Here is a 23,073-nt window from a genome sequence, read left to right as displayed (position 1 = left end):
TCCTGCACCGCATGCCCGATCACCCCACTGTCAGCACGACGCACGGCATGGAGGCCCGGTGCTTCAAGTGGAGTTCGACGAAGGCGCGTTGACCCGATTAGGGGTGGCGCCGAGCGCCGACCCTCTCTGGGAGACGGTGCTCAGCCTTCACCTGTTGCAGAACGGTCAGGAATCCCTGGCCTACGACCCCTGGCGGCGCGAGGTGCGCGTCGCCCTGCGCCGTACCGGACTCGCCGACGACGTCCGGGCGTTGCTGCCGCTGTGCCCGCCCGCGGGGTACTTCCCGGACTTCCTCACGCCCGGTCGTGGCGACCTTGCCCTGGAGGACGGTGTGGACCGGGTGCAGTCGACGCCCCGGCGCAGACTCGTCGCCGAACTCGCCCGGCTGTGCGCGGACTTGCGTGGTCCGGTGCCGCGCAGTGTGCGGTGGGTGGCCACCGGTGACGCGTCCGCGCTGCGCTGGCTGGGCGGTACCCTGCGGCGCTATCACGCCCTTGCCGTGGCACCGTACCTGTCCGTGATCCGCGGGCGGGCCGCGGAGGACCGCGCCGGTCGAGCCGAGGCTGCTCTCGACGGTGGCGCCGAGGCGCTGCTGGCGAGCTACGCGGAGCTGCCGGGCTGGCGGCGGCAGGGCTCCCGGCTCGCGGCCCCCTACCCCGAACCCCGGCTGCTGCGTCTGGGCGGGCGCCCGCTGACCCTGCTGCCCGGCTTCTTCTGCGTACGCACCCCGCTGGCCCTGGTGGACGAGTCGCTGCCGCTCGTGCTGGTGCATCCGCTGGACCCGGCGCCGGGCTGGCTCCCCCGGTTGCGTGCCGGCGGGGCCAGACCGTCCGTCGCCCAGCTGATCGGTGCTTCCCGGGCCCACGTCCTGGAGTCGCTGGAGATCCCGATGACGACGACGGCCCTGGCCACGGCGCTGCGCCTGGCTCCGTCCACGGCGAGCCGGCACGCGGCCGTGCTGCGTGAGGCGGGGCTGGTGGCGACCCGCCGCGAGGGCAACCGGGTGCTGCACCGCCGCACCGCGCTGGGGTGCGCGCTGCTGGACGGGGCGGCTCCCGCGGTGGGAGCCGCCCCGGCAGCGCCGCCGGTCGCCCGCCGAAGCCCTCCGCGGGCTCAGCAGGTGGGCACGCCCGGGAGCCAGGATTCGGCGACGTCGATGAAGATGTTGGAGACATAACCGCCGTAGTCGGGCAGGTAGGACCACCCGTCGTTGCTGTAGCCGGCGTAGTTCACGAGCTGGCCGTGGACCTGGCACCTCACCCGCACGGTCGTGGGGCCGGGCAGGCTCGCCACGCGGGTGGAGGTGGTCGTCGCCTGCTGCCGGACGCTCACGTCGGTGCCCCACGTCGGGAACGACGTGGTGTCGCCGCCGCCGTCGGTCCACAGGTAGGTGACGGTCACCCAGCCGTTGTCGTCGAGGCCGACGTTGTAGAAGGTTCCGTCGGCCAGGTCGATGCCGGCCGGATTGGCGACCTGCCGGCCGAACTCGTCCCGGCCCCCGTTGTAGCCGTTCTCGTACGCCGCCTGCGCCTGGGGCAGGCCCCGTGGCAGGTCCTTCCACTGCTCGCGCTGCGCGGAGGGGTTCCAGTGGTCGTCGTGCGTGTTCCACGGGCCGACGTCCCACACCGGCGCCGTCTCGCAGCGGGCCGGCCCGCACACCTGCACCGAGTACTGGCCGCTGCCCTTGGGCGACAGGGCCCTGCGCGAGGGGAGCGCCACGAAGTGGTCGTTCTCGCGGATGACGTGGCCGTTGGCCGTGGTGTGCCCGACCAGCCCCTCACGGGTGGCGTAGACGCGGGCCGAGAAGGCGGCGGCCGCCTTCGGCGTGGGTTCGACGGGGGTGCTTCCCGTGTCGTCCGCTGTCAGCGTCAGGGCTCTCACGACCGCTGTGGCCCCGCCCTCGGCGTTCCACAGGGTGAGCCGGGCCTGGACGTCGACGACGTCGCGCGGCAGTTCCACCGCGGTGCCGGTCACCGCCTGACGCCACTCGGTCCAGGTTCCGCCGGCCGTCCGGCCCCGCACGTCGACCTCGACGCTCGCCGCCTCGGGCACCGTCGCGTCGAGGTCCACGGTGACCCGGTTCACCGGCCGGTCCACGCGGTGCGCCTCCAGCACGGCGGAGGCGTAGCCACCGTCCCGGCCCAGGGAGGCGGGGCTGACGGAGCCGTCCCGCACCCGCAGGGCGCCGGCGGCGTACTCGACGTTGACGTCGTCGGCGCCCGTCCGGGTCAGGTCCGGGCGCCAGGAGTCCGAGGTGGACGCGGAGGCGGCGCCGGCGGCCGGAGCCGTGGCCAGTGCCGATCCGGCGAGGGCGAGGGCGAGCAGGCAGGCCGTGCCGCTCAGTGCGCGCGAGGACCGTGTTCTGCGGCGCGCGGCGGAGCTCCCGCGCCGGGTGGAAGGGGTCAGCATGTGGGCACTCCAGGGAGCCAGGCGTCAGTGACGTCGATGAAGATGTTGGAGAGGTAACCGCCGTGGTCCGGCAGGTACGACCAGGCATCGTTGCTGTAGCCGTCGTACTCCACGAGTCCGCCGCGGACCTGGCAGGCCACGCGGACGGACGTCGGTCCGGGCAGGCTCGCCACCCGGGCGGAGTCCGTCGACGGCTGCTGCCGGACGCTCACGTCCGTGCCCCACGTCGGGAACGGTGTGCCCGTGGCACCGTCGTCGCCGCGGACCAGGCTCAGGTAGTAGGCCCAGTCCCAGTGCGGGCCGGGGTCGGTGTGGTCGTTGCCGGGCACCTCGCTGTGTCCGACGATGTGCGCGCGGTCCCGCGGAATGCCGTACTTGTCGGTGAGATGGCGGGTCAACGCCGCCGACGAGCGGTACATGGCGTCGGTGAACCAGGCGGGATCGCTGACGTAACCCTCGTGCTCCACGCCCACGGAGTGGGGGTTGGCCGAGCGGGCGTGCCAGGCGGTGTCGCGTTCGCGGACCGTCTGGGTGATCTGCCCGTCCGAGGACCGCACCACGTAGTGGGCGCTGACCTGTGCGGCCGGGTCCTGGAACCAGCTGATGGAGCCCGCGTAGGAGCCCTGCGTGACATGGACGACCACGGTCGTGATCGCCGAGCTGCGTCCGGCGGAGTAGTTCCCGGAGTACGCCGGGTTCCAGAGTGCGGACGGATAGTCCACGGCCGCGGTCGGCGCCGCGACGGCCTCGGCCTCGGCGTACGCGCCGCGCTCGGGCCGCACCGCACGCGGCGCGACGGTGACCCGCTCGCCGCCGGTGACGTGGGTCCCGATGCCGTCGCCGAGGATGTCGTAGACGGCGTCGGCGTACAGGCGGGCCGCGGACTCGCTGCCGGAGGCGCCGTAGCGGGCCGCGACCGGATACCAGGCGCCGAGGCGGTCCCGGTCGGCGGCGTCCAGGCCGGCCTCGTCGGCCAGTGCCCGCAACACGGCTGCCCCGCCGTGGATGTTGGCGCCTAAGTCCTGCTTGAGTTCGGCAACGCTCGCGCCGGTCAGCCGCGCGGCCCGTTCCAGGGTGTGCCGTCCGGGGTTGCTGACCAGGTGCATCATGCCGTAGCCGTTGTCCTGGCTGGGCAGGCCGGCGTGGCCGTCGAGGCGGGTCTCGCCGTAGCCGACGGCGACCAGGAGGTCCCGGGGGACGTCGTAGGCGGCCGCCGCACGGGCGAAGGCGCGGTTGACGGCGGTGTCGGGCGCGGACGGCGCCGGCGCGGCGGCGGCCGGGGCCGGCTGGCCGGTCAGGGCCAGGGCGGCTGCCACGGCCGCGGCGCACACTGCGCTGCGGACGCGTCCGACGAGGAGTCCGGAGGACATGTGGGGGTTCTCCGCTCTCTCCGGTGCCCACGGGTGTGTGTGGGGGTGGTCTGCGGGCGGGCACGGACTCTGCGGGTGGGCCCGGACCTCGTGCCGACCGTCGTGATGCCCGACCGCGCGGGCACCGGAGTACGCGGCCGGCCGGTGCCGCGGGCCGAACAGGGCCTGGGGACACGGGAGTTCGCCGTGCCGGTGATCGCATGATGGATCGCCCACCTTGTCGTGGGCAAGTCATTGCAGCCTGAGCGAAACACACCGCCACCGCCTTGCCCCGCCGACGGCGCCTCCCTACTTTGTGCCGCGGTCCGCCGTCCCGACGGGCGGCGGTCTCCTGCTGCTTTCCCCACGAAGGAGCGATCCGCCATGCCACTCAGACGCCTGTGGGCCGTGACCGCCGCCGTGCTGTGCGCGCTGGCCGGCCTGTTGCTCGGTCCCGTCCAGCCGGCCGGCGCGGCCACCTCCGGTGCGGCCCTGGCCGCGGCCCCGAACTTCAAGGCCCCGTACCCCTGCGGCCAGAAGTGGACCTACAGCCACCACTCGGCCGAGGTCCGCCGGGCGCTGGACTTCGTCCGCGCCGACGGCGGCACCACCAACGGCACGCCGGTCCTCGCCTCCGCGGCGGGCACCGCCTACCGGCACTTCCAGGCCGACGGCGCCGGGAACTACATATCCATCGAGCACGGTGGCGGCTGGCGCACCTACTACTTCCACCTCTCCGCCTTCAGCGTCCCCGACGGTGCCCAGGTCGCCCAGGGCCGGCAGATCGGAACCACCGGCAGCACCGGCAACTCCAGCGGCCCCCACATCCACTACGAGCAGCTCTACAACGGCGTCGGCCAGGACATCCGCATCAACGGCGGCGCGCTCGCCTACCCGGGTGGCTATCACCAGTACTACCTGACCAGCGACAACGACTGCGGCGGGGCCGGCACGCCGTTCACGACCTGGGGCAGCGGGGTGCGGGTGCGCGCCGACGCCCGTCTCGCCTCTCCGGTGGTGGCCACGCTCCCCGGTCCCACCGGCGTCCGGGTGCTGTGCCAGAAACAGGGCGACACGGTGAACGCCGAGGGCTACACCAACAACTGGTGGAGCAAGCTGCGCGACCAGAACGGCTTCGTCAGCAACATCTACATCGACCACCCCGCGTCCCAGCTGCCCGGCGTCCCTCTCTGCTGACCCGGCGCGCGGTCGGCGGACGTGTCGCTCGCAGGTGGAGAGGCTTTTCGGACGGACCGGCCAGGGAACACGGTCGCTGACCGCGCACCGCGAGACATCAGGAGGCAGACGTGGCGGACGACCAGCACGATCAGCAGAATCCGACCGAGCAGTACCCCCGCCCCGACTTCGCCTCGCAGGACCAGCCGCACCCGGGCTGGACCGGGCCGATGGACCCGCCGCCCGACCACGGTGAGGATTCCTACCGCGGGTCGGGCCGTCTGGTGGGCCGCAGGACCGTCGTCACCGGCGGTGACTCCGGCATCGGCCGAGCGGTGGCCCTGGCCTTCGCGCGCGAGGGTGCCGATGTGCTGTTCACCCACCTCGCCGAGGAACAGGACGAGGCACGGGAGACCTCCCGCCTGGTGGAGGACGCCGGGCGGAAGGCCGTCGCCGTCTCCTGCGACATCCGTGAGGAGGAGAACTGCCGGGCCTTGATCGACCGGGCCGTGGCGGAGTTCGGCGGTATCGACGTCCTGGTGAACAACGCGGCCTACCAGATGGCCCAGCCGGACGGCATCGAGGCGATCACGACGGAGCAGTTCGACCGGGTCGTGCGGACGAACCTCTACGGCATGTTCTGGCTGACGAAGTTCGCCCTGCCGCACATTCCCGAGGGCGGCAGCGTCATCAACACCACCTCGGTCCAGGCGTACAAGCCCAGCCCGCACCTGTTGGACTACGCGACGACCAAGGGCGCGATCGTGACCTTCACCCAAGGGCTGGCCCAGATGGTCGCGGAGCGCGGCATCCGGGTGAACGCGGTGGCCCCGGGGCCGGTGTGGACTCCGCTGATCCCGGCGACGCTGCCGGACACCGCCGAGTTCGGCAAGCAGAGCCCCCTGGGCCGTCCCGCGCAACCGGCCGAGCTGGCACCGGCGTACGTCTATCTCGCCTCGCAGGAGGCCGGCTACGTCACGGCGGAGATCCTGAACGCGACCGGCGGCACGCCACTGCCGTGACCGTGGTCCGGTCCGTGGGGCCGGGGTGCCGCGGCCCCACGGCGCCGGTCGGCCGGACCGCGGGCAGCCCGTTCCGTACCCTGGCGGCATGCGCATGCGCCCCACTCTGAGCTGGACCCCTGCCGAGGACCTGCCGCCGGGCACCACCGACCCGGAGCCGGTCGTCGACGCGCTGAGCAGCGGCGGCGTGCTGGTGCTCAGCGGGGCGGGCATCTCCACCGAGTCGGGCATCCCCGACTACCGGGGCGAGGGCGGCAGCCTGAGCCGGCACGTCCCGATGACCTACCAGGACTTCACCGCCGATCCCCAGGCTCGACGCCGGTACTGGGCGCGCAGCCACCTCGGCTGGCGCACCTTCGGCCGCGCCCGCCCCAACGCCGGGCACCGGGCCGTCGCCGCGTTCGCACGGCACGGCCTGCTCAGCGGGGTGATCACCCAGAACGTCGACGGTCTGCACCAGGCAGCCGGCAGCGAGGGCGTCGTGGAGCTCCACGGAAGCCTGGACCGGGTCGTCTGCCTGTCCTGCGGTGCCTTCAGTCCGCGCCGGGTACTCGCCCGGCGGCTCGAGGAGGCCAATCCGGGCTTCGATCCGGTGGCCGCGGGGATCAACCCCGACGGTGACGCCGACCTCACCGACGAGCAGGTCGGGGACTTCCGTGTGCTGCCCTGCACCGTCTGCGGCGGCGTCCTCAAACCGGACGTGGTGTTCTTCGGCGAAGCCGTTCCGCCGCGGCGGGTCGAGCACTGCCGCGAGCTGGTCCGCGACTCGGCCTCACTGCTGGTACTGGGCTCCTCGCTGACGGTGATGTCCGGGCTCCGGTTCGTCCGCCAGGCGGCCCAGGACGGGAAGCCGGTGCTGATCGTCAACCGGGACCCGACGCGGGGCGACCGGCACGCCCTCACCCGGGTCGCGCTCCCGCTGGGAGCCGCCCTCACCGGCGTGGCCGAACAGCTGGGCATCTCCCTCGACGGCCACGGCGGGCACGGCGGCCCGGGGGACGTCATGACGGCCTGACCGGTGCCCCGGCCGGCCCCGGCCGCGTCACCGCCCCGCGATGCCGTCCCCGTCTCACCGCCCCACGGCGCCGTCCCCGTCGCCGGCCACGGCGATGTCCGTGCGGGAGCTGACGTTCAGCTTGCGCATGATGCGCGCCACGTGGTGCTCCACGGTCCGGGTGGACAGCACCAGGCTCTCGGCGATGTCGCGGTTGGCTCGTCCCTGGACGACGAGCCGGGCCACCTCCTGTTCGCGCGGGGAGAGTTGGTCGCCGTAGCCGAGGCGTCCGCGGCGGTGTGTGGTGACGATGTCGTGGCGGCGCAGCAGCCGGTGGCAGCGGGCGACGTCCCAGCGCGCCCCCAGCCTCCGGTACTGCTCGATCACCCCGTGGACCGCGCGTACGGCTGCCTGTTGCCGCTCGGACGCGTCCCGTTCCGCCGCCTCCGGACCGGGCAGGAGGCACCGTCCTCGGGCCTCGGCGGTCCGAGCCGCGTCGAAGGGGCGGCCGAGGCGGCGCCACTCCGCCTCCGCCTCGGCCAGCAGGAGGGCCGCTCGGTCGGGCCGCCGCTCCTCCTCGGCCAGCAGTGCCCGGCACACCGTCAGCGCCACGCGGGCGGCGGGCGCGTCGCGGTCGGCGGTGCCCGCGTCGAAGTCCGCGACGATCCGGTGCGCCCGCTCGGCCCGGCCGCTGCCGCACAGGGCTTCGACGGCCGTGGGGACGACCTCGGTGGCCCACACCCAGCCACCGGTCCGCTCCAGGTGTCGCAGGGCGCCCTCGACGGCGTCGCACGCCTGCCCGGGCCGGCCGGCCTCCAGGTGGACGCGGGCGATGGCCGCGGCGGACGCGGTGATGATGACGCCGGTGTCGTAGCGGGTCGTACGGGCGGCCTCCGCGAGGTCGCGGCGGGCGCGGGGGACGTCGCCCAGCACGTGCAGGGCGGTCAGCCCGCGCACCAGCATCGCCTCCGCGGTCAGGTCGGGTATCTCCTGGTACAGCCGTGCGGTGTGGTCGGCGTCCTGGTGCAGGCGCTCCCACCGGCCCTCGTGCCAGGCCAGCACCAGGCGCCCGGTCTGCGTGAGCCCCTCCAGGTACGGGCTGCTGGTGTCGGCGAGTCCGGCGGCCGCGCGGAAGAGGAACTCCCTCGCCTTGTCGGCGTGTCCCAGGGCCATCGAGGCGTGCGCCAGATTGGTCCAGCCTCGGGCGTACTGCGCCGCCTCCATGACCGACGAGGCGGGGCCGCGCAGCGCGTCGGCCGCGGCCCACGCCCGGTGGTCACCGAGCAGCATGAGCGCGGTGGCGCGGTTGGCGGCCATCGCCGCCCTGGCCACCGGGTCCGTGACCCGCCCGGCCACCGCCTCCGCCCGCTCCAGCCAGGCCACGTGCCGTCGCACCGGCCAGCCCTGGATCGACGGGATGGCGGCGACCAGCATCGCCCGTACCGCGGTCCGCGGGTCCGAGACCTCCAGGTCGGGGATGGCGCGGGCGACCTCGTCGAGGCTGTCGAGCGCGCCCCCGCTCTGGTTGCGCAGGACCACGGCGAGGTGGAGGCGCATCTCCCCGCTCAGCCGGGGCGGCGGCGCGTCCTCGTCCAGCACCCGCCGCACCGCGCTCACCACCTGCTCCCCGGCCCTGGCCAGTTGCGCCGTGCGGGCCAGCTTGGCGGCGGTGCGGATACGGCCCCCGGCTCTCGGTTCCTCGGTGACCGCCTGGGTGTAGAGGGTGGTCGCGGCGGTGTAGTCGCCCTCGGCCGCGGCCCGGTCCGCGGCCGCGACAAGGCAGCGCAGGCCCTCCTTCGTCCGGCCCGCCGCCCGGTACAGCCGGGCCAGCTCCGCGAGCGGCGGCGGTCCGCCGCGGCGCCGCAGCGCCCGTGCGGCCCGCAGACTCAGCCACGCCAGTCTCGGCCCCGGCATGTCGTCCAGCACGGCCTGCCGGTCCAGCGGGTGCCGGAAGCACGGGTGCGGTCCGTCGGCGCGGAGCACCGACCGCCGTACCGCCTGGGCGACGGCACGCTCGGCCCGCCCGGGTTCCAGGTCGGCCACCTCGGCCAGGGTGTCGACGGTGACGGGCAGGTTCAGCACCGCCGCCGCCTCCACGACCCGTTGCGCGTCGTCGGTGAGCGGTCCGCGCCGCTGCGCCAGATCGCGTCTCAGCCGCGACGGCACCCCGGCGGCGAGCACGGCCCGCACGGTGCCCTCGGCCGGTGCGACGCCCTCGGCCGCTCCCGTGGTGCCGCCTTCGCACACGGCTCGCAGCAGGGCCTCCGCCGCGGCCGGGAAGCCGCCCGTCCGCGCGTGCACCGCCTCCGCGGACCCCGGCTCCGTCGCCCGCTCCCCCAGTCGGCGCCGGACGAACTCGCCCGTCTCCTCCGGCGTCCACGGTCGCACCTCGACCTCCTCGACGAGCACGTGGTCCGGTACGCGGATGCCGAGGGCCGGCAGCCCCGGAGCCCGGCGCTCGGTGAGGACCAGTCGTAGCCGGGGCGGCGGATCCGCCAGCAGTCGGTGCAGCAGGTCCCGGGTCGCCGGGTCGGCCCAGTGGACGTCCTCCACGACCATGACCGCGGGGCCGTGGGCCGCCAGCAGGGAGCGGACCGCGCGCGGCAGCAGCCCGCGCCACACCTCCGGATCGGCGGCGGCCTCGGGCGGCTCCGGGAGCCGGTCCGCCAGTTCGGGCACCAGTGCGGCCACCACCCCGGTCAGCGGGGGCAGGGCCGTTTCCGCCCCGTCCGCGCGGTACGGCAGCCCGGCCAGGGCGTCGGCGATCGGGGTGAGGGCGGTGTCCTGCGACACGTCGGGGCAGACACCGCGCAGCTGCGCGCAGTCCCGGAGCCCGTCGTCGGCCAGCGCCTCGTCCACCAGCCGGGAGGCGCCCGCACCGGCCTCGCCGCGCACGACCACGACACACGGTGGCCGGCGGAGCGCCGCACGGACCCGGGCCACCTCGGCGGTGCGCCCGACGAACCCGGCGGCAGTGCCCGCTGCCGCGGGGTCCGTCCCCCGCGGTCCGGCGCCGTCACCTGTCCCGGGACCGGGGAAACGTCTCTCCACAGGTGCCTCCTCGGCGCCGCCCACCACGCTCGTGCGCAGGTGGTCTACCGGTCGGCGGACTCCGGTGCAATAGGTGTCCACCACCCAGGCATTGGAGACGCCGTCCACCCCGCCCGGTCCCGTACCCGGGCCGACCCGTCGTCGCCGTTCTTTGGGTAGGGCTACGGATTGCCGGGGTGCGGCCGGACGCCCGAAGCTCTGAGCGGTCGGCCGCCGCAACGGCCGCCCGTTCCATCAGACGCGGTGTCGCCCGGCGCCCCACTCCGCGCGGCACCCGCCCAACCCCGCCCCACCGCTCGTGGACCGCTCAGGACACCGGTGGCGAGATTGTCATGCACTCGCCACGCCCTGCACTCCCCACGTACTGGGTGGCTCACGCCGCGACGGCTGCCGCCGTCCGGATCCGACCCGGTTCCGGACCGCTCTCAAGGGAGAAACCATGGAGTTCGACGCTCGCGCCGTCCGGCGCGTGCTCGCCGTCGGCGCCAGTGCCGCCCTGCTCTTCGGGGCCGCCACGACCGCCGGGGCCGCCCCCGTACCGCCCGGCGACGGCGAGGGACGCATCGTCGGCGCGGACCGTCCGGGCGCGGTCGACGGTTCCTACATCGTGACCTTCGAGGACTCGGTCGCCCGGGCCGACGTGCCGGCCTCCGCGAAGGCGCTGGCCAAGCGGCACGCGGGCAGCCTGCGTTACACCTACACGGCCGCGCTGCGCGGCTTCGCGGTCAGAATGAGTGAGGCGGAGGCGAAGGAGCTGGCCGCCGACCCGTCCGTGGCCCGCGTGGAGGCCGACGGCGTCGCCTACGCGGTCGACACACAGACCAACCCGCCCTCGTGGGGGCTGGACCGCATCGACCAGCGCGACCGGCCGGTGGACTCGCGCTACACGTACTCCACCAAGGCCTCGAACGTCACGGCGTACATCGTGGACACCGGTATCCGCATGTCCCACCGCGACTTCGGCGGCCGTGCGGTCAGCGGGTACGACTTCATCGACAACGACCGCGACGCCTCCGACTGCCAGGGCCACGGCACGCATGTCGCCGGTACCGTCGGCGGTGCCGCGCACGGCGTCGCCAAGGGCGTCGAGCTGGTCGGTGTCCGGGTGCTGAACTGCCAGGGCACGTCCGGCAGCACCTGGGGGCCGGTCCTCGCGGGCATCGACTGGGTCACCAAGAACGCGGTCGAGCCCGCCGTGGCCAACATGAGCATCGGAGGCGGCCGGACCCAGTCCGTCAACGACGCGGTGGCCGCCTCCATAGCCTCCGGCGTCACCTGGGTGGTCGCCGCCGGCAACAACAACGCCGACTCCTGCCAGTACTCCCCGTCCTCGACACCGTCGGCGATCACGGTCGGCGCCACGTCCGCCAACGACGCCCGCTCGACCGGCTGGTCCAACGGCCAGGGCTCCAACTACGGCTCCTGCCTGGACCTCTTCGCTCCGGGCAACGCCATCGTGTCCACGTCCAACGCGGGCGACACCGCCTCCCAGTCGATGAGCGGTACGTCGATGGCCGCACCGCACGCGGCGGGCGCGGCCGCACTGCTGCTGTCGGCCAACCCGACGTGGTCCCCGGTCCAGGTGCGTGACCGGATGGTCGCCGACGCCACGTCCGACCGGGTCGGCGACGCCCGGGCCGGCTCGCCCAACAAGCTCCTCCACACCGGGACCGGCACGCCGCCGCCCACCGGACCCCTGTTCGAGAACACGGACGACCACACCATCCGTGACAACGCCACCGTCGAGTCCCCCCTGCCGGTCACCGGAGTCGGCGGCAACGCCCCGGCCGACCTCTCCGTCAAGGTCGACATCCGGCACACCTTCCGCGGCGACCTGCGCGTGGAGCTGGTCGCCCCCGACGGCACCACGTATCCGCTCAAGGACTACGACAGCAACGACAGCTCGGACAACGTGCAGGCCACCTACGCCGTGGACGCCTCCGCCGAGACGGCCGACGGCACGTGGAAGCTGCGCGTGAACGACAACTGGGTCAACGACACGGGGTACATCAACGCCTGGTCGCTCCAGTTCTGACCACCCGCTCCCCCCTGTGACACGGGCTCCGGGCCACCCCCTCCCCTGGGCGGCCCGGAGCCCGCCGCACGGCCGGGCCAAGTTACCTGTGCGTTCCGCACGTCGGAGACGTGACAGCGGTGACTGTCGGGGACCCGGCGGCGCGTGACAGCGTCTTGCCCGGCACCGACCAGGTGAAGGGAGCAGGCGTGAACAAGGGCTACGCCGTGTACTGCGACGCGGATCCGCACTTCTACGACGCGCCGCACCGCACCGGCCCCGGCACCCGATCGGCGGGCACCCGGTACGCGGCTGCCACCCTGCCCGTACCGGCGGGATGGCAGCGTGGGGAGAGCGGCGACTGGCTCGCTCTGCGCCCGCCGGCCGCCGTACTGCCGGCGCAGGGCTGGAAGATCCACGTCTCCGCCTGCCTCGACAACGCCGAGTCCGTCCTGGAGCGGGTACGGCACCACTGCGTCGAGCGTGGCATCGCCTTCAAGTTCGTGCCCAGCCGCTACCTGCTGCACCAGCGCAACGCCAAGTACGCGGACCGGGCGGGCAGCGGCAAGTTCGTCACCGTGTACCCGGCGGACGAGGAGCAGTTCGAGCGCCTCGTGGGCGAGTTGGCCGCTCTGCTGGACGGCGAGCCCGGACCGCACATCCTGAGCGATCTCAGGATCGGCGACGGCCCGGTGCACGTGCGCTACGGCAGCTTCACCCGCCGCAACTGCTACGACGAGAGCGGGGAACTGCGGCCGGCCGTCGCGAACCCCGAGGGAGTACTCGTCCCCGACTTCCGCGGCCCGGTCTTCCGTGTCCCCGACTGGGTGAGCGTGCCGGCCTTCCTCCAGTCCCACGTCGACGCACGGGCGACGGTGACCCTGGCCGGCATCCCGTACACCGTCGAGTCGGCGCTCCACTTCTCCAACGGCGGTGGTGTCTACCGGGCACGGGACACCCGTACCGGCGAGGTGGTGGTCCTCAAGGAGGCCCGTCCGTACGCCGGGCTGGCGGCCGACGGTGCCGACGCGGTGACCCGGCTGCATCGCGAACGCCGGGCCCTGGAACAGCTGTCGGGCCTGTCCTGCACGCCCGAGGTGCTGGACAGCTTCGCCGTCGGGGAGCACCACTTCCTGGTGCTGGAGTACCTCGACGGCAAGCCCCTCAACACCTTCTTCGCCCGGCGGCACCCGCTCATCGAGGCGGACCCGGACGAGCGACGGCTGACCGAGTACACCGAGTGGGCGCTCGACGTCCACGCCCAGGTGGAGCGGGCCGTCGAGGAGGTGCACACGCGGGGCGTGGTCTTCAACGACCTGCACCTCTTCAACATCATGATCCGCGACGACGGGCGGGTGGCCCTGCTGGACTTCGAGGCCGCCCACCGCGTCGACGAACCGGGCCGGCAGACGGTCGCCCACCCCGGTTTCGTGGCACCTGCCGGCCGGCGGGGCACCGCCGTGGACCGGTACGCGCTGGCCTGTCTGCGCCTGGCCCTGTTCCTGCCGCTGACCAGTCTGCTGGCCCTGGACCGGCGCAAGGCGGAGCACCTGGCCGACGTGGTGGCGCGGCAGTTTCCCGTGGAGCGCGCCTTCCTCGACGCGGCGCTCGACGAGATCGCCGACTCCTCCGACCGGCGTCCGGCGGCACGGCCCACCACCGAGCACTTCGTTCCCGTTGTGCCGGGCGACTGGCCCCGCAGCCGGGACTCGATGACGGCGGCCGTCCGGGCGTCGGCCACTCCGTCGCGCGAGGACCGTCTCTTCCCCGGCGACGTGGCTCAGTTCGCCACCGCCGGCGGAGGGCTCTCGTTCGGCTACGGAGCGGCCGGCGTGCTGTACGCCCTGGCCGAGAGTGGGGCGGAGCGCGACGAGAGCGAGGAGCAGTGGCTGCTCGACCGGACCAAGGAACTCCCGTCGGGAATGCCGTTCGGCTTCCACGACGGGATCGCGGGAGTCGCCTGGGCCTTGGACCACCTCGGCCACCGGGCCCGGGCGCTGGATCTCACGCGTCTTCTCCTCGAGCATCCCCTCGACGCTCTCGCCACCGACCTCCACAGCGGAACGGCCGGAGTGGGCCTGGTCCTGGACTCCCTTGCCGCCGCCACCGGCGACTCCGCCCTGCGCGACGCGGCCATGCGGTGTGCCGAACTGAGCGCCCGGTGCCTGCCGGCCGACGCACCGGGCCGAGGGTCCGAACGCCGGAATCGAGCCGGTCTCCTGTACGGCGCCACGGGCAGCGCCCTGCTGTTCCTGCGCCTGTACGAACGCACGGGGGACACCGGCCTGCTCGACCTCGCGGGCGACGCGCTGCGCCAGGACCTCGCGCGCTGCGTCCGCGGCGCGGGAGGCGCGCTCCAGGTGGACGAGGGCTGGCGCACGATGCCGTACCTCGGCGCGGGCAGCGTGGGCATCGGCATGGTGCTCGACGACTACCTGGCGCACCGCGCCGACGAGCGGTTCGAGCAGGCACGGGAGGAGATCGTGCGCGCGGCGCAGGCCATGTTCTACGCCCAGCCGGGGCTCTACCGCGGCGTGGCCGGCATGGTGCTGTACCTCGGCCGTACGACGGCCACCGGACCGGGCACCGGCCCCGAGGCCGTCCGGCGCCAGACCGACGCGCTGACCTGGCACGCCATGTCCTACCGCGGTCATCTCGCCTTCCCCGGCGAGCAGATGATGCGCCTGTCCATGGACCTCTCCACCGGCACGGCCGGATGCCTGCTGGCCGTCGCGTCCGTGCACGGCGACCGGCCCGCCGGTCTGCCGTTCCTCCCACCGCCGCGGAGAGTGCCGCGGCCCATGAGCCGGCCCCTTCAGGGGTCGTGAAGAGAGCACCCGTTGTCCTACGAAGGGAAGCGAACATGAACCTGTTCGAGCTGCAGTCGATGGAGACCCCCAAGGAAGAGGCCATGGGCGACGTGGAGACCGGCAGCCGCGCGAGCCTGCTGCTCTGCGGCGACAGCAGCCTCAGCGTCACGACGTGTAACTGACGTCCGAGTCGGCCCGCCGCGATCAACGCGGCGGGCCGCGCGCCGCGGTACCGGCGCCCCGGCCCACCGCCCGGGCGCCGGTACCGCGCTTCGTCGCCGCCCGTGCGGCGCCGACCACGAGGAGGGCAGCTGGTGGGAAGGGACCCGGGCCGGCGGCGGCCGATGCGTCAGCGGCACGACTCGCCCGGCTCACCCGGCACCGACCCAGGGCGGGGGCCCGAACTGCTGGTCCTGGTGTGCTCGGTGGTGGCGGCGGCGGTCGCCGTCGTCCAGCCCCTCGTCCTGGGCCGCACACTGGACCTGCTGCTGCACGACGGTGCCGTGGGCCCCTGGCTCCTGGCGAGCGCCGCACTGCTCGTCGGCGAGATACTCCTCGACGGTCTCACCGCGCTGCTCACCGGCCGGTGCACCGCCGACTGGACGGCCTCCATCCGCTCGCGCGCCCTCAAAGGCCTGTTGCACGCGGTGCCGGATCTGGCCCGGCCCCATTCTCCCGGCGATGTCGCGACCCGGCTGACCCTCAACGCCTCCGACGCGGGCGCCGCGCCGGCCGCCAGGGCCGCGCTCGCGGCCTCGCTCCTCACTCCGGCCGGCGCGCTCGTCGCACTGGCCGTCGTGGACGTGTGGGTCGCCGTGTGCGTGCTGGCCGGACTTCCGTTCCTCGCCCTGGTGCTGCGGGCGTTCGCGCGGGACACGGGTGCTTCGGTCGGGGCCTACCAGCGGGTGCAGTCGGACATCGCGTCCCGGCTGCTGGAGACCATGGAGGGCGCGGAGACCATCGCCGCCGCCGGCACCGCCGCACGTGAACGCGAGCGCGTGCTCGGCCCGTTGGCCGAACTCGGCACGCTGGGCGCACGCATGTGGAGGCTGCACGGCAGGGCACTGGCCACCGGCGGTGTCCTGGTCCCGCTGCTGACGGTGGCCGCCACCGCGGTGGGCGGCCTGCGGCTCGGCGCCGGGGCCCTCAGCGTCGGCGAACTGCTCGCGGTGTGCCGTTACGCGCAGTTGGCCGCGGGGTTCGGCGGGGCCGCCACGCTGGTCGGCGCGCTGGTCCGGGGCCGCAGGGCGCGGGAGCGCACCGCGACGCTGGAACGACTGCCCGCCCTGGCCTACGGAACCCGGACACTGCCCCCGGCGGGCCCCGGCACCCTCGAGCTGCGCGAGGTACGGGTCCTGCGGGACGGGACGGAAGTCCTGCGGGCGGACCACGTGGTGGTGCCGGGCGGTCTGACCGCCGCGGTCGTGGGACGCAGTGGCGCGGGCAAGTCCGTCCTGGCCGCCGTCGCCGGCCGGCTCATCGATCCCGACCGGGGCCAGGTCCTGCTGGACGGCACACCTCTCGGACTTCTGACCCGCTCCTGTCTACGCGCCGAGGTCGGCTTCGCCTTCGCGCGTCCCGTCCTGGGCGATCGCACCGTCGCCGAGGCGGTGGCGGCCGGGCCGCGCACCGTGTCACCCCACCAGGTCAGGGCGGCTGTTCGCCTCGCGGACGCCGAAGCCTTCGTACGCCGCCTGCCGCGGGCATACGACACCCGGCTCGCCGACACGCCCCTGTCCGGCGGCGAGTACCAACGTCTGGGACTGGCGCGGGCCTTCGCCCACGCGGGCCGGCTGCTGGTGATGGACGACGCCACCTCCAGCCTCGACACCGCCACGGAGCACGCGGTGGAACAGGCGCAGCGCCGCTCGCCCCGCGGCGCCACACGGCTGGTCGTGGCACACCGGCCGTCGGTCGCGGCCCGGGCGGATCTCGTGATCTGGCTGGACGACGGCCGGGTGCGGGCGGTCGGCAGCCATCGGCGACTGTGGGAGGAGGCGGCCTACCGGGCGGTGTTCGGCACGTGCGAGAACGGTGTCGGGCCGGTCTCCGCCGAGGACGGCCCGGGCGGGACCCGTCACGGTCGGACCGGCCTTCCGCGCGAAGAGGCGCGACCGTGACAGCCACCGGCCGAGGACCCGCGGCAGAGCCACGGCGCGAGTCGGGGACCCTGCGACGGGTCGGGCCGCCCGCCCGCCGCTTCCTGGCCGCACGCAGAACGGTCCTCGCACGACTCGCAGCATGGTCGCTGGCCGAGTCGGCACAGACCTTCCTGGTCGGCTACGGCGTCGCGCAGGCCGTCGACCGGGGATTCCTCGCCGGTGACACCCGCACGGGTCTCGGCTGGCTCGGGGTGGCCGCCCTCGCCGTGGTACTCGGCGCGCCCGTGATCAGGGGCGTCTTCGCCGAGCTGGCCGGACTGACGGAACCACTGCGCGACCGGCTGGTGCGGCGGGCGGTCGACCAGTCCATGGCCCGTGCCCTGGCCCGTCCCGGTGGCGGGGACCGCGCCGCCGTCTCACGGCTCACCAACCAGGTCGAGATCGTGCGGGACAGCTTCGCCGGGCTCGTCCTCACCTTGCGCTCGTTCGTCTTCACCGCGGCCGGAGCCCTGGCGGGACTGTTCTCGCTGGACCCGGCGCTCCTCGTGGTGGTCCTGCCGCCGCTGGCCGGTGGCCTGACCCTCTTCCTGCTGACGCTGCGGCCCATGGCGGCGGCGCAGCGCCGTGCTCTCAACGCGGACGAGGCACTGGGCGATCACGCCACGCGTGCCCGCGGGGGGCTGCGTGACATCACCGCCTGCGGTACCCAGGCGGAGACGGCACGAAGCGGAGCACGGCTCATCGCGGACGCCGCCGCCACGTCCCGTGTCCTCGCCCGCTGGGCCGCGGTGCGCACCCTCGCCCTCGGTGTCGCGGGTCAGCTGCCCGTACTGCTCCTGCTGGTCGCCGTGCCGTGGCTGCGCGGCAGAGGTGTCACGACCGGCGCTCTGCTCGGGGCGTTCACCTACCTCGCCCAGGCCCTGCTGCCCGCCCTGCACACCCTCATGACCGCGATCGGCGCGGCGGGAACCCGGCTGCTCGTGGTCCTGGACCGGTTCACCGTGCCGGAGGCGCCGCCGTCCCCCGCCGGGGCGGCGCCACCTGCGGCGCTGCCCGGGCGTGCCGGGCTGCCGCGACCCCCGGTCCGCTCCCCGCTCCCGCCGATTCCGGCGCCGTCGCAGCGGGTTCCCGCGGTGGAACTGCGCGCGGTGACCGTCGGCTACGGCGCCCGGGCGGAGCCGGTCCTCGACGCCCTCGACCTGCGCGTCGAGGAAGGCGAACACCTGGCCGTCGTGGGCCCCAGCGGCATCGGCAAGTCGACCCTCGCCCGTCTCATCGCCGGGACGTGCGCGCCGTGGAGCGGTGTGGTGCGGGTGACCGGCCGGACGGTCGCCGGCCGGGGGGCGGCGGAGCTGGCCGCGCTGCGCGTCCTGGTGCCCCAGCAGGCGTACGTCTTCACCGGTACGGTCCGGGACAACCTCGCCTACCTGCGGCCGGACGCCGCCACCAGCGACATCCAAGCCGCCGTCCGAGACCTCGGAGCCGCTCCTCTGGTCGAGCGCCTGGGCGGGATCGGCGCGCCGCTGCGCCCCGACGACCTCTCGCAGGGCGAACGCCAACTGATCGTCCTGGCGCGCGCTCACCTGTCCACGGCACGGCTTCTCCTGCTCGACGAGGCGACCTGCCATCTCGACGCGGCGTCCGAGGCGCGCGCCGAGGAAGCGCTCGCCCGGCGTCCGGGAACACTGCTCGTCGTGGCGCACCGCATGTCGTCCGCGGTCCGCGCCGACCGGATTCTGGTGCTGGACGGCGTCCGGGCGGCCCACGGCACCCACCGGGAGCTGCTTGAGCGGTCGTCCCTCTACCGCGACCTGGTGGGGCACTGGAGCCGAACCGGAGGCTGACCCGCGAGCCGTGCCCCAGCGTCCGCGTGCCCGCCGCTCACATCCAGCCGGCGCCCTGGACGATGCGAATCGCGTCCACGCGGTTGCGCGCCCCGACTCTCCGGATCGCACTGGCCATGTAGTTGCGGACGGTCCCCCGGGAAAGGTGCAGACAGGCGGCGATCTCGGCGACGGACGCCCCCTGCGACGCCTGGAACAGGACGCTCAGCTCACGGGCGGTCAGTGGCATCTCGGAGGCCCGCAGCAGTGCGACGGTGAGCCGCTCGTCGAGGAACCGTTCCCCCTTGGCCACCGTGTGCACCGCCGCGATCAGCCGCTGCGACGAGGCGTCCTTGTCCACGAAGCCGAGCGCTCCCGCGTCGAACGCCCTGCGCAGCACACCCGGCCGCTCCGGCGCCGCGAGGACGACCAGCCGCGTCCCGCAGCGGTCCCAGACGGGCACTCGGCCGGCCTCGCCGGGCGGTCCCTCCAGACAGTCCCCGTCGACCACACACACGTCCGCGGGTAAGTCGTCGTCGTCCGGGCCGTCCCCGCGGGACGACATGGAGGAGACGTCGAGTCCGTCGGCCGACCGCAGCAGTTGCACCAGTGCCGACCGCAGCAGCGTCGCGTCGTGCACCACAAGAACGCGGACCATGTACAACCCCCTGGTTTCCCCGGCCGCCCGTGGGCCGCCGGGCTCGTCCCCCTACCGGTCCCCAGCCGTCTGCCCCCGAGCGCCGCACAAGAAGCACGGAGCTCGATCACGCCCGGGGCCCACCGTCGGCAATACGCCGTTCTGAGCGCCGTCGGGGAGGGAGAGGCGACGCGGAATCGGGCCGGAACGCGTCGGTGGCCCGCGTGGAATCGGGCGGCGGCACTCGGTGCCGACCTCGCCCGTGGGCTGTTCACATCGCGGTTGGTGGTGCCGGGCGGCCGGCGGACAGCGCGACGCGGCGAGGCCGTGCCGTTCGCTACCGGAGAGTCACAGACCGAAAACAGGCGAAGTGAATGTGGCCCGAATGCCCAGTGCACCCGTCCGGCGCGTCATCACCCCGCACGGCCATGCCCCGCGGCGCTTCCCGCCGTCGGGGCGTCCGTCGGGGCGTCCGGGGGGGCGCCCGGGGGGCCATAAGGATGGCCGGAGGCCGTGTCGAGCGGCCCTCGCGGAGCCGGTCGGCCATCCTGGGCCGGAAGCGGCGCCCTCCCCCACGATTAGGAGCACGGCCATGCCGACGGACCCGGTTGGACGTTTCCTGGCGGCTCTGGACCCGGATCACCGGGATGCCGTCAGTACGAAGCCTCGCGAGGAGCAGGAACGACTGGCGGAGGACTGGGAACGGGAACTCCGGACGGACACCGATCTCGACACCCTCGACGAGTTGTCCCCGTCGGCGGCGGAGGCCGAGGCCGCCAGGCGGGTCCTGGGCGACCGCTGACCCATCTTGCCCACGGCTCCCACTCACCGGACGCCTCCGCCGGACGACCCCGTGCTCCCGGGGCCCCCGGCGTTCAGATGCTGCAACGCCTCGACCAGTTCCTGGCAGGCCCGTTCCACGGACCGTCTGGTGTTGATCTGTTCGCTGATCACTGAGGACAGCAGGAGCGCGGTCAGGCCCAGGGTTCCGTTGAACGCCTGAAGCTTCATCATCGTCTCGATGTCGGTCAGCCTGGCGAAGGAACCGGCCTCTTCCCTGGCCGCGACGGTGGCCATCACGGAGGCGAAGAGGGCGCACGGCATGCCGCCCGCCAGCTGGAAACGCAGCGCGGCCCAGATCAGCAGCGGATACACCAGGAACAGGACGCTGACCGAGCTGTACGTGACCAGTGGCACCAGGACGCACACGACGAGTGCGAGCCCCGCGGCCTCGCCCCATCGACCGGACGGGGGCGGCCAGCGGGCCCGGTGCAGCAGAAGCAGCAGCGGAGTGACGATCACGACGCCCATCGCGTCACCCACCCACCACGCCAGCCAGACGAGCCAGAAGTCGTCGGCGGCGAGCTTGTTGGTGAGGGCGAGTGTGCCGACGCCCACGCCCGAGCTGATCAGCATGGCTGTCATCGCTCCCAGGAACACGAGCGTCAGGCCGTCGCGCAAGCGGCTCAGACTCACGCGGAATCCCACCGCGCGCAGCATCAGACAGGCGCACGCGGGCGCGAGGGTGTTACCGAGCACGATCCCGGCGGCGGACAGACGGGGAGCGGTCAGAGACGCGACCACCAGCAGGGCGCCGACGGCGATGCCGGGCACGCACCGCAGTCCGAAGAGCAGCAGGCAGGCCACGGCGACGCCGGTGGGCGGCCAGATAGGGGTGACCACCGCGCCGTCCGCGACCAGTTGCTGCGAGAGCCCCAGGCGTCCCGCCGCGTAGTAGCAGACGGCGACGAGCAGCGTCTCGCAGACGAGGACGATCGGTCGCGGCCAAGCACGGATACCCACCACAGCAGCCATCAGACACCGAGGCCGACGCATCAGCGAGGCGAGCCGCGCATCGTCCCGCCCTACGGCGTAACAGCACGTCCGTCATGGCCGACGACGAGCACGGCCGCGTCGTCCTCGTGCCCCACCAGTTCCGCGTTCTTGAGCACGGCGGCCGCCAGCGAGTGCGCCTCCATGCCCGCGACGGCGGCGACGCCTGCCAGCCGCACGACCCTTGCGAGCCCTTCGTCGACGCTCAGGGAAGGCCCTTCCACCACGCCGTCCGTGAGCAGGACGAAGACTCCGCCCGTGGTGAGCCGGTACCGGGTCACCGGGTACTCGGTCCCCTTGAGGACGCCCAGCGGTGGCCCCCCTTCGTCCTCGGAGACCTCCGCCTTGCCGTCGGCCGTGGCCCATACGCAGGGGATGTGCCCGGCCCGCGCGCTCTCCAGGACGCCGGTGGCAGGGTCGAAGCGCATGAAGGTGCAGGTGGCGAAGAGGTCCTTGTTCAGGGAGAGAAGCAGGTCGTTCGTGCAGGCGAGCAGGTCGCCGGGCTCACTCGTCACGGAGGCGAGCGCCCGCAGGCCCACGCGGATCTGCCCCATGAAGGCCGCCGCGTCGATGGCGTGGCCCTGGACGTCTCCGACGGAGAGGCCGATACGGCCGTCGGGGAGTACGAAGGCGTCGTACCAGTCCCCGCCCACGTTGAGTCCGGCGTACGCGGGCGAATAGCAGGCGGCGAGATGAAAGCCGGGGACCGTGGGCAGGCTCGCGGGAAGCATGTCGCGTTGCAGCGCGACCGCCAGCTCCACCTGGGACCGGCGCAGCTCGGCCAGCTCCCGTGTCTGAGTGGTCAGCGATGCCAGCCTGGCCAGCAGCTCTTCACCGTCAGGTGCGGGACGCTTGCGGAACATCGACCACTCCCGGGCCATCCGATCCGCCTGTCCTCGCGGCGGCGCCTCTAGAAGCCGGACGGTCCAAGTCTCTCATTCGCCTCGGCAACAGGCATACCGAAGCCGAACCGACCGTGGCCGAGAGGCTCCAGCCCAACTTAGGTTAGCCTGGCCTGCATGGCGAAGGTCCGTCGGCTCATGCCTCAGCAACCCGGAATGTTCCGCGCCCGTGTGGTGCGCACGGAACGTGTCTCCCCGTCCATGCAGCGGGTGACCGTCGCCGGAGCGGAACTCGCCGAGTTTCCGTGGCTCGGGTACGACCACTGGTTCCGTCTGTTCCTCCAGCTCCCCCATCAACGGCGCCTCCGGCTACCGGAGTACACCGGCTCCCAGTGGTGGCAGCCCTACCTCGCCATCCCCGAGCACGAGCGGCCGCACTGCGCCAACTACTCCGTGGCCGACTTCCGTCAGCAGGCGGCGGAGATGGACATCGATTTCGTCGTGCATCGCGGCCCCGGGGGCGAGATCGAGGGCAGAGCCGCGATCTGGGCCTGCCGGGCCGCCCCGGGCGACGCCCTCGCCGTGCTCGACCAGGGCATCCTCTTCGACTGCCCGCACGACGCCTCCGAGGTCACCGTCGTGGCCGACGAGACCGGGTTGCCCGCCGCGGCGGGCATTCTGCGCTCCCTGCCCGGCGGGACCGTCGGACGGCTCATCCAGGAGGTCCCCACCGCGGCTGACAGGCGTGTGCTGGACGGTCCGGCCGGCGTGACCGTCTCCTGGGTCGTGCGTCAGGACAGCGGCTCGGTGCCCGGCGCCGCCGCGCTCCGTGAGCTGCGACGGCTCGCCTCCACCGATGCGACGGGGTACGCGTTCGTGGTCGGCGAGTCGACCCTGGCCACCGAGGGCCGCAGGCACCTGCACCGCCTGGGGTTGCCCAAGGACCGCATCACCTTCTCGGGCTTCTGGAAGCACGAAGCGGCTCAGGCCGCCTGACGAGGAAGGGCCGCG

General features: G+C 73.7%; 18 protein-coding genes. 12 read left to right on the top strand and 6 right to left on the bottom strand.

The window, feature by feature from the left end; genetic code table 11:
* Positions 1 to 58 precede the first annotated feature (58 nt).
* Positions 59 to 1,177 carry a helix-turn-helix domain-containing protein gene (locus tag RI578_RS37310; protein ID WP_310875216.1) on the top strand — a complete coding sequence of 373 codons (1,119 nt, stop codon included), beginning with the start codon at positions 59 to 61 and terminating at the stop codon, positions 1,175 to 1,177.
* Here RI578_RS37310 and RI578_RS37305 read toward each other — a convergent pair.
* Positions 1,114 to 2,409 carry a hypothetical protein gene (locus RI578_RS37305; protein ID WP_310875215.1) on the bottom strand — a complete coding sequence of 432 codons (1,296 nt, stop codon included), beginning with the start codon at positions 2,407 to 2,409 and terminating at the stop codon, positions 1,114 to 1,116. The genes RI578_RS37310 and RI578_RS37305 overlap by 64 nt on opposite strands.
* Positions 2,403 to 3,779: an N-acetylmuramoyl-L-alanine amidase gene (locus RI578_RS37300; RefSeq protein WP_310875214.1), complete on the bottom strand. Its 1,377-nt coding sequence runs from the start codon at positions 3,777 to 3,779 to the stop codon at positions 2,403 to 2,405. Before RI578_RS37300 ends, RI578_RS37305 begins: the two co-directional genes overlap by 7 nt.
* Before the next feature lie 75 nt (positions 3,780 to 3,854).
* Here RI578_RS37300 and RI578_RS37295 point away from each other — a divergent pair, with 75 nt between their 5' ends.
* The 4 genes from RI578_RS37295 to RI578_RS37280 all read left to right on the top strand — a co-directional run bounded on the left by RI578_RS37295 (position 3,855) and on the right by RI578_RS37280 (position 6,971).
* The gene (locus RI578_RS37295) at positions 3,855 to 3,983 is read left to right on the top strand and encodes a hypothetical protein (RefSeq protein WP_310875213.1); all 129 of its coding nucleotides are present in this window, start codon (positions 3,855 to 3,857) and stop codon (positions 3,981 to 3,983) included.
* Positions 3,984 to 4,142: 159 nt separating this feature from the next.
* On the top strand, positions 4,143 to 4,955 hold the full coding sequence (locus RI578_RS37290; protein WP_310875212.1) for a M23 family metallopeptidase: 813 nt from the start codon (positions 4,143 to 4,145) through the stop codon (positions 4,953 to 4,955).
* Positions 4,956 to 5,065: 110 nt separating this feature from the next.
* Positions 5,066 to 5,956: an SDR family oxidoreductase gene (locus RI578_RS37285; protein ID WP_310875211.1), complete on the top strand. Its 891-nt coding sequence runs from the start codon at positions 5,066 to 5,068 to the stop codon at positions 5,954 to 5,956.
* Between the two features lie 88 nt (positions 5,957 to 6,044).
* Positions 6,045 to 6,971, top strand: a complete 927-nt coding sequence (locus RI578_RS37280) for an NAD-dependent protein deacetylase (protein ID WP_310875210.1) — start codon at positions 6,045 to 6,047, stop codon at positions 6,969 to 6,971.
* Positions 6,972 to 7,025: 54 nt separating this feature from the next.
* Here RI578_RS37280 and RI578_RS37275 read toward each other — a convergent pair whose 3' ends face one another.
* The gene (locus RI578_RS37275; protein WP_310875209.1) at positions 7,026 to 10,001 is read right to left on the bottom strand and encodes a LuxR C-terminal-related transcriptional regulator; all 2,976 of its coding nucleotides are present in this window, start codon (positions 9,999 to 10,001) and stop codon (positions 7,026 to 7,028) included.
* Positions 10,002 to 10,440: 439 nt separating this feature from the next.
* Here RI578_RS37275 and RI578_RS37270 point away from each other — a divergent pair, with 439 nt between their 5' ends.
* The 5 genes from RI578_RS37270 to RI578_RS37250 all read left to right on the top strand — a co-directional run bounded on the left by RI578_RS37270 (position 10,441) and on the right by RI578_RS37250 (position 18,771).
* Positions 10,441 to 12,036 carry a S8 family peptidase gene (locus RI578_RS37270; protein ID WP_310875208.1) on the top strand — a complete coding sequence of 532 codons (1,596 nt, stop codon included), beginning with the start codon at positions 10,441 to 10,443 and terminating at the stop codon, positions 12,034 to 12,036.
* A 188-nt stretch (positions 12,037 to 12,224) separates the two neighbouring features.
* Positions 12,225 to 14,843: a class III lanthionine synthetase LanKC gene (gene lanKC, locus RI578_RS37265; protein ID WP_310875207.1), complete on the top strand. Its 2,619-nt coding sequence runs from the start codon at positions 12,225 to 12,227 to the stop codon at positions 14,841 to 14,843.
* Positions 14,844 to 14,878: 35 nt separating this feature from the next.
* Positions 14,879 to 15,007, top strand: coding sequence for a SapB/AmfS family lanthipeptide (locus RI578_RS37260; RefSeq protein ID WP_121750866.1), 129 nt, complete (start codon positions 14,879 to 14,881; stop codon positions 15,005 to 15,007).
* Positions 15,008 to 15,169: 162 nt separating this feature from the next.
* Positions 15,170 to 16,945, top strand: a complete 1,776-nt coding sequence (locus RI578_RS37255) for an ABC transporter ATP-binding protein (protein WP_310875970.1) — start codon at positions 15,170 to 15,172, stop codon at positions 16,943 to 16,945.
* Positions 16,942 to 18,771, top strand: coding sequence for an ABC transporter ATP-binding protein (locus RI578_RS37250; protein ID WP_310875206.1), 1,830 nt, complete (start codon positions 16,942 to 16,944; stop codon positions 18,769 to 18,771). The genes RI578_RS37255 and RI578_RS37250 overlap by 4 nt, the downstream gene beginning before the upstream one ends.
* Before the next feature lie 37 nt (positions 18,772 to 18,808).
* Here the strand turns inward: RI578_RS37250 and RI578_RS37245 are convergent, their stop codons facing one another.
* The gene (locus RI578_RS37245; RefSeq protein WP_310875205.1) at positions 18,809 to 19,408 is read right to left on the bottom strand and encodes a response regulator transcription factor; all 600 of its coding nucleotides are present in this window, start codon (positions 19,406 to 19,408) and stop codon (positions 18,809 to 18,811) included.
* Positions 19,409 to 19,979: 571 nt separating this feature from the next.
* Between RI578_RS37245 and RI578_RS37240 the strand changes: the two genes are divergently transcribed.
* On the top strand, positions 19,980 to 20,189 hold the full coding sequence (locus tag RI578_RS37240; protein WP_310875204.1) for a hypothetical protein: 210 nt from the start codon (positions 19,980 to 19,982) through the stop codon (positions 20,187 to 20,189).
* A gap of 23 nt (positions 20,190 to 20,212) precedes the next feature.
* Here RI578_RS37240 and RI578_RS37235 read toward each other — a convergent pair whose 3' ends face one another.
* Both RI578_RS37235 and RI578_RS37230 read right to left on the bottom strand, forming a co-directional pair.
* Positions 20,213 to 21,202 carry an MASE1 domain-containing protein gene (locus RI578_RS37235; protein ID WP_310875203.1) on the bottom strand — a complete coding sequence of 330 codons (990 nt, stop codon included), beginning with the start codon at positions 21,200 to 21,202 and terminating at the stop codon, positions 20,213 to 20,215.
* Positions 21,203 to 21,252: 50 nt separating this feature from the next.
* A complete protein-coding gene (locus RI578_RS37230) occupies positions 21,253 to 22,083 on the bottom strand; it encodes a PP2C family protein-serine/threonine phosphatase (protein WP_310875202.1) in 831 nt (276 codons plus the stop codon).
* A 156-nt stretch (positions 22,084 to 22,239) separates the two neighbouring features.
* Between RI578_RS37230 and RI578_RS37225 the strand changes: the two genes are divergently transcribed.
* Positions 22,240 to 23,058: a siderophore-interacting protein gene (locus tag RI578_RS37225; protein ID WP_310875201.1), complete on the top strand. Its 819-nt coding sequence runs from the start codon at positions 22,240 to 22,242 to the stop codon at positions 23,056 to 23,058.
* The last annotated feature ends 15 nt before the right edge of the window (positions 23,059 to 23,073 follow it).

The organism is Streptomyces sp. BB1-1-1 (genome assembly GCF_031597775.1).
In the GTDB taxonomy this organism is placed as follows: domain Bacteria; phylum Actinomycetota; class Actinomycetes; order Streptomycetales; family Streptomycetaceae; genus Streptomyces; species Streptomyces thinghirensis.
This window is presented reverse-complemented; position numbering and strand designations above follow the sequence as displayed.

What these genes read in the sequence shown, in the direction of transcription:
- RI578_RS37240 (WP_310875204.1), top strand. Translation starts at nt 19,980, where the DNA reads ATGCCGACGGACCCGGTTGGACGTTTCCTGGCGGCTCTGGACCCGGAT.
- RI578_RS37270 (WP_310875208.1), top strand. Translation starts at nt 10,441, where the DNA reads ATGGAGTTCGACGCTCGCGCCGTCCGGCGCGTGCTCGCCGTCGGCGCC.
- RI578_RS37225 (WP_310875201.1), top strand. Translation starts at nt 22,240, where the DNA reads ATGGCGAAGGTCCGTCGGCTCATGCCTCAGCAACCCGGAATGTTCCGC.
- RI578_RS37305 (WP_310875215.1), bottom strand. Translation starts at nt 2,409, where the DNA reads ATGCTGACCCCTTCCACCCGGCGCGGGAGCTCCGCCGCGCGCCGCAGA.
- RI578_RS37230 (WP_310875202.1), bottom strand. Translation starts at nt 22,083, where the DNA reads ATGTTCCGCAAGCGTCCCGCACCTGACGGTGAAGAGCTGCTGGCCAGG.
- RI578_RS37290 (WP_310875212.1), top strand. Translation starts at nt 4,143, where the DNA reads ATGCCACTCAGACGCCTGTGGGCCGTGACCGCCGCCGTGCTGTGCGCG.
- RI578_RS37255 (WP_310875970.1), top strand. Translation starts at nt 15,170, where the DNA reads ATGCGTCAGCGGCACGACTCGCCCGGCTCACCCGGCACCGACCCAGGG.
- RI578_RS37300 (WP_310875214.1), bottom strand. Translation starts at nt 3,779, where the DNA reads ATGTCCTCCGGACTCCTCGTCGGACGCGTCCGCAGCGCAGTGTGCGCC.
- RI578_RS37235 (WP_310875203.1), bottom strand. Translation starts at nt 21,202, where the DNA reads ATGGCTGCTGTGGTGGGTATCCGTGCTTGGCCGCGACCGATCGTCCTC.
- RI578_RS37260 (WP_121750866.1), top strand. Translation starts at nt 14,879, where the DNA reads ATGAACCTGTTCGAGCTGCAGTCGATGGAGACCCCCAAGGAAGAGGCC.
- RI578_RS37280 (WP_310875210.1), top strand. Translation starts at nt 6,045, where the DNA reads ATGCGCATGCGCCCCACTCTGAGCTGGACCCCTGCCGAGGACCTGCCG.
- RI578_RS37245 (WP_310875205.1), bottom strand. Translation starts at nt 19,408, where the DNA reads ATGGTCCGCGTTCTTGTGGTGCACGACGCGACGCTGCTGCGGTCGGCA.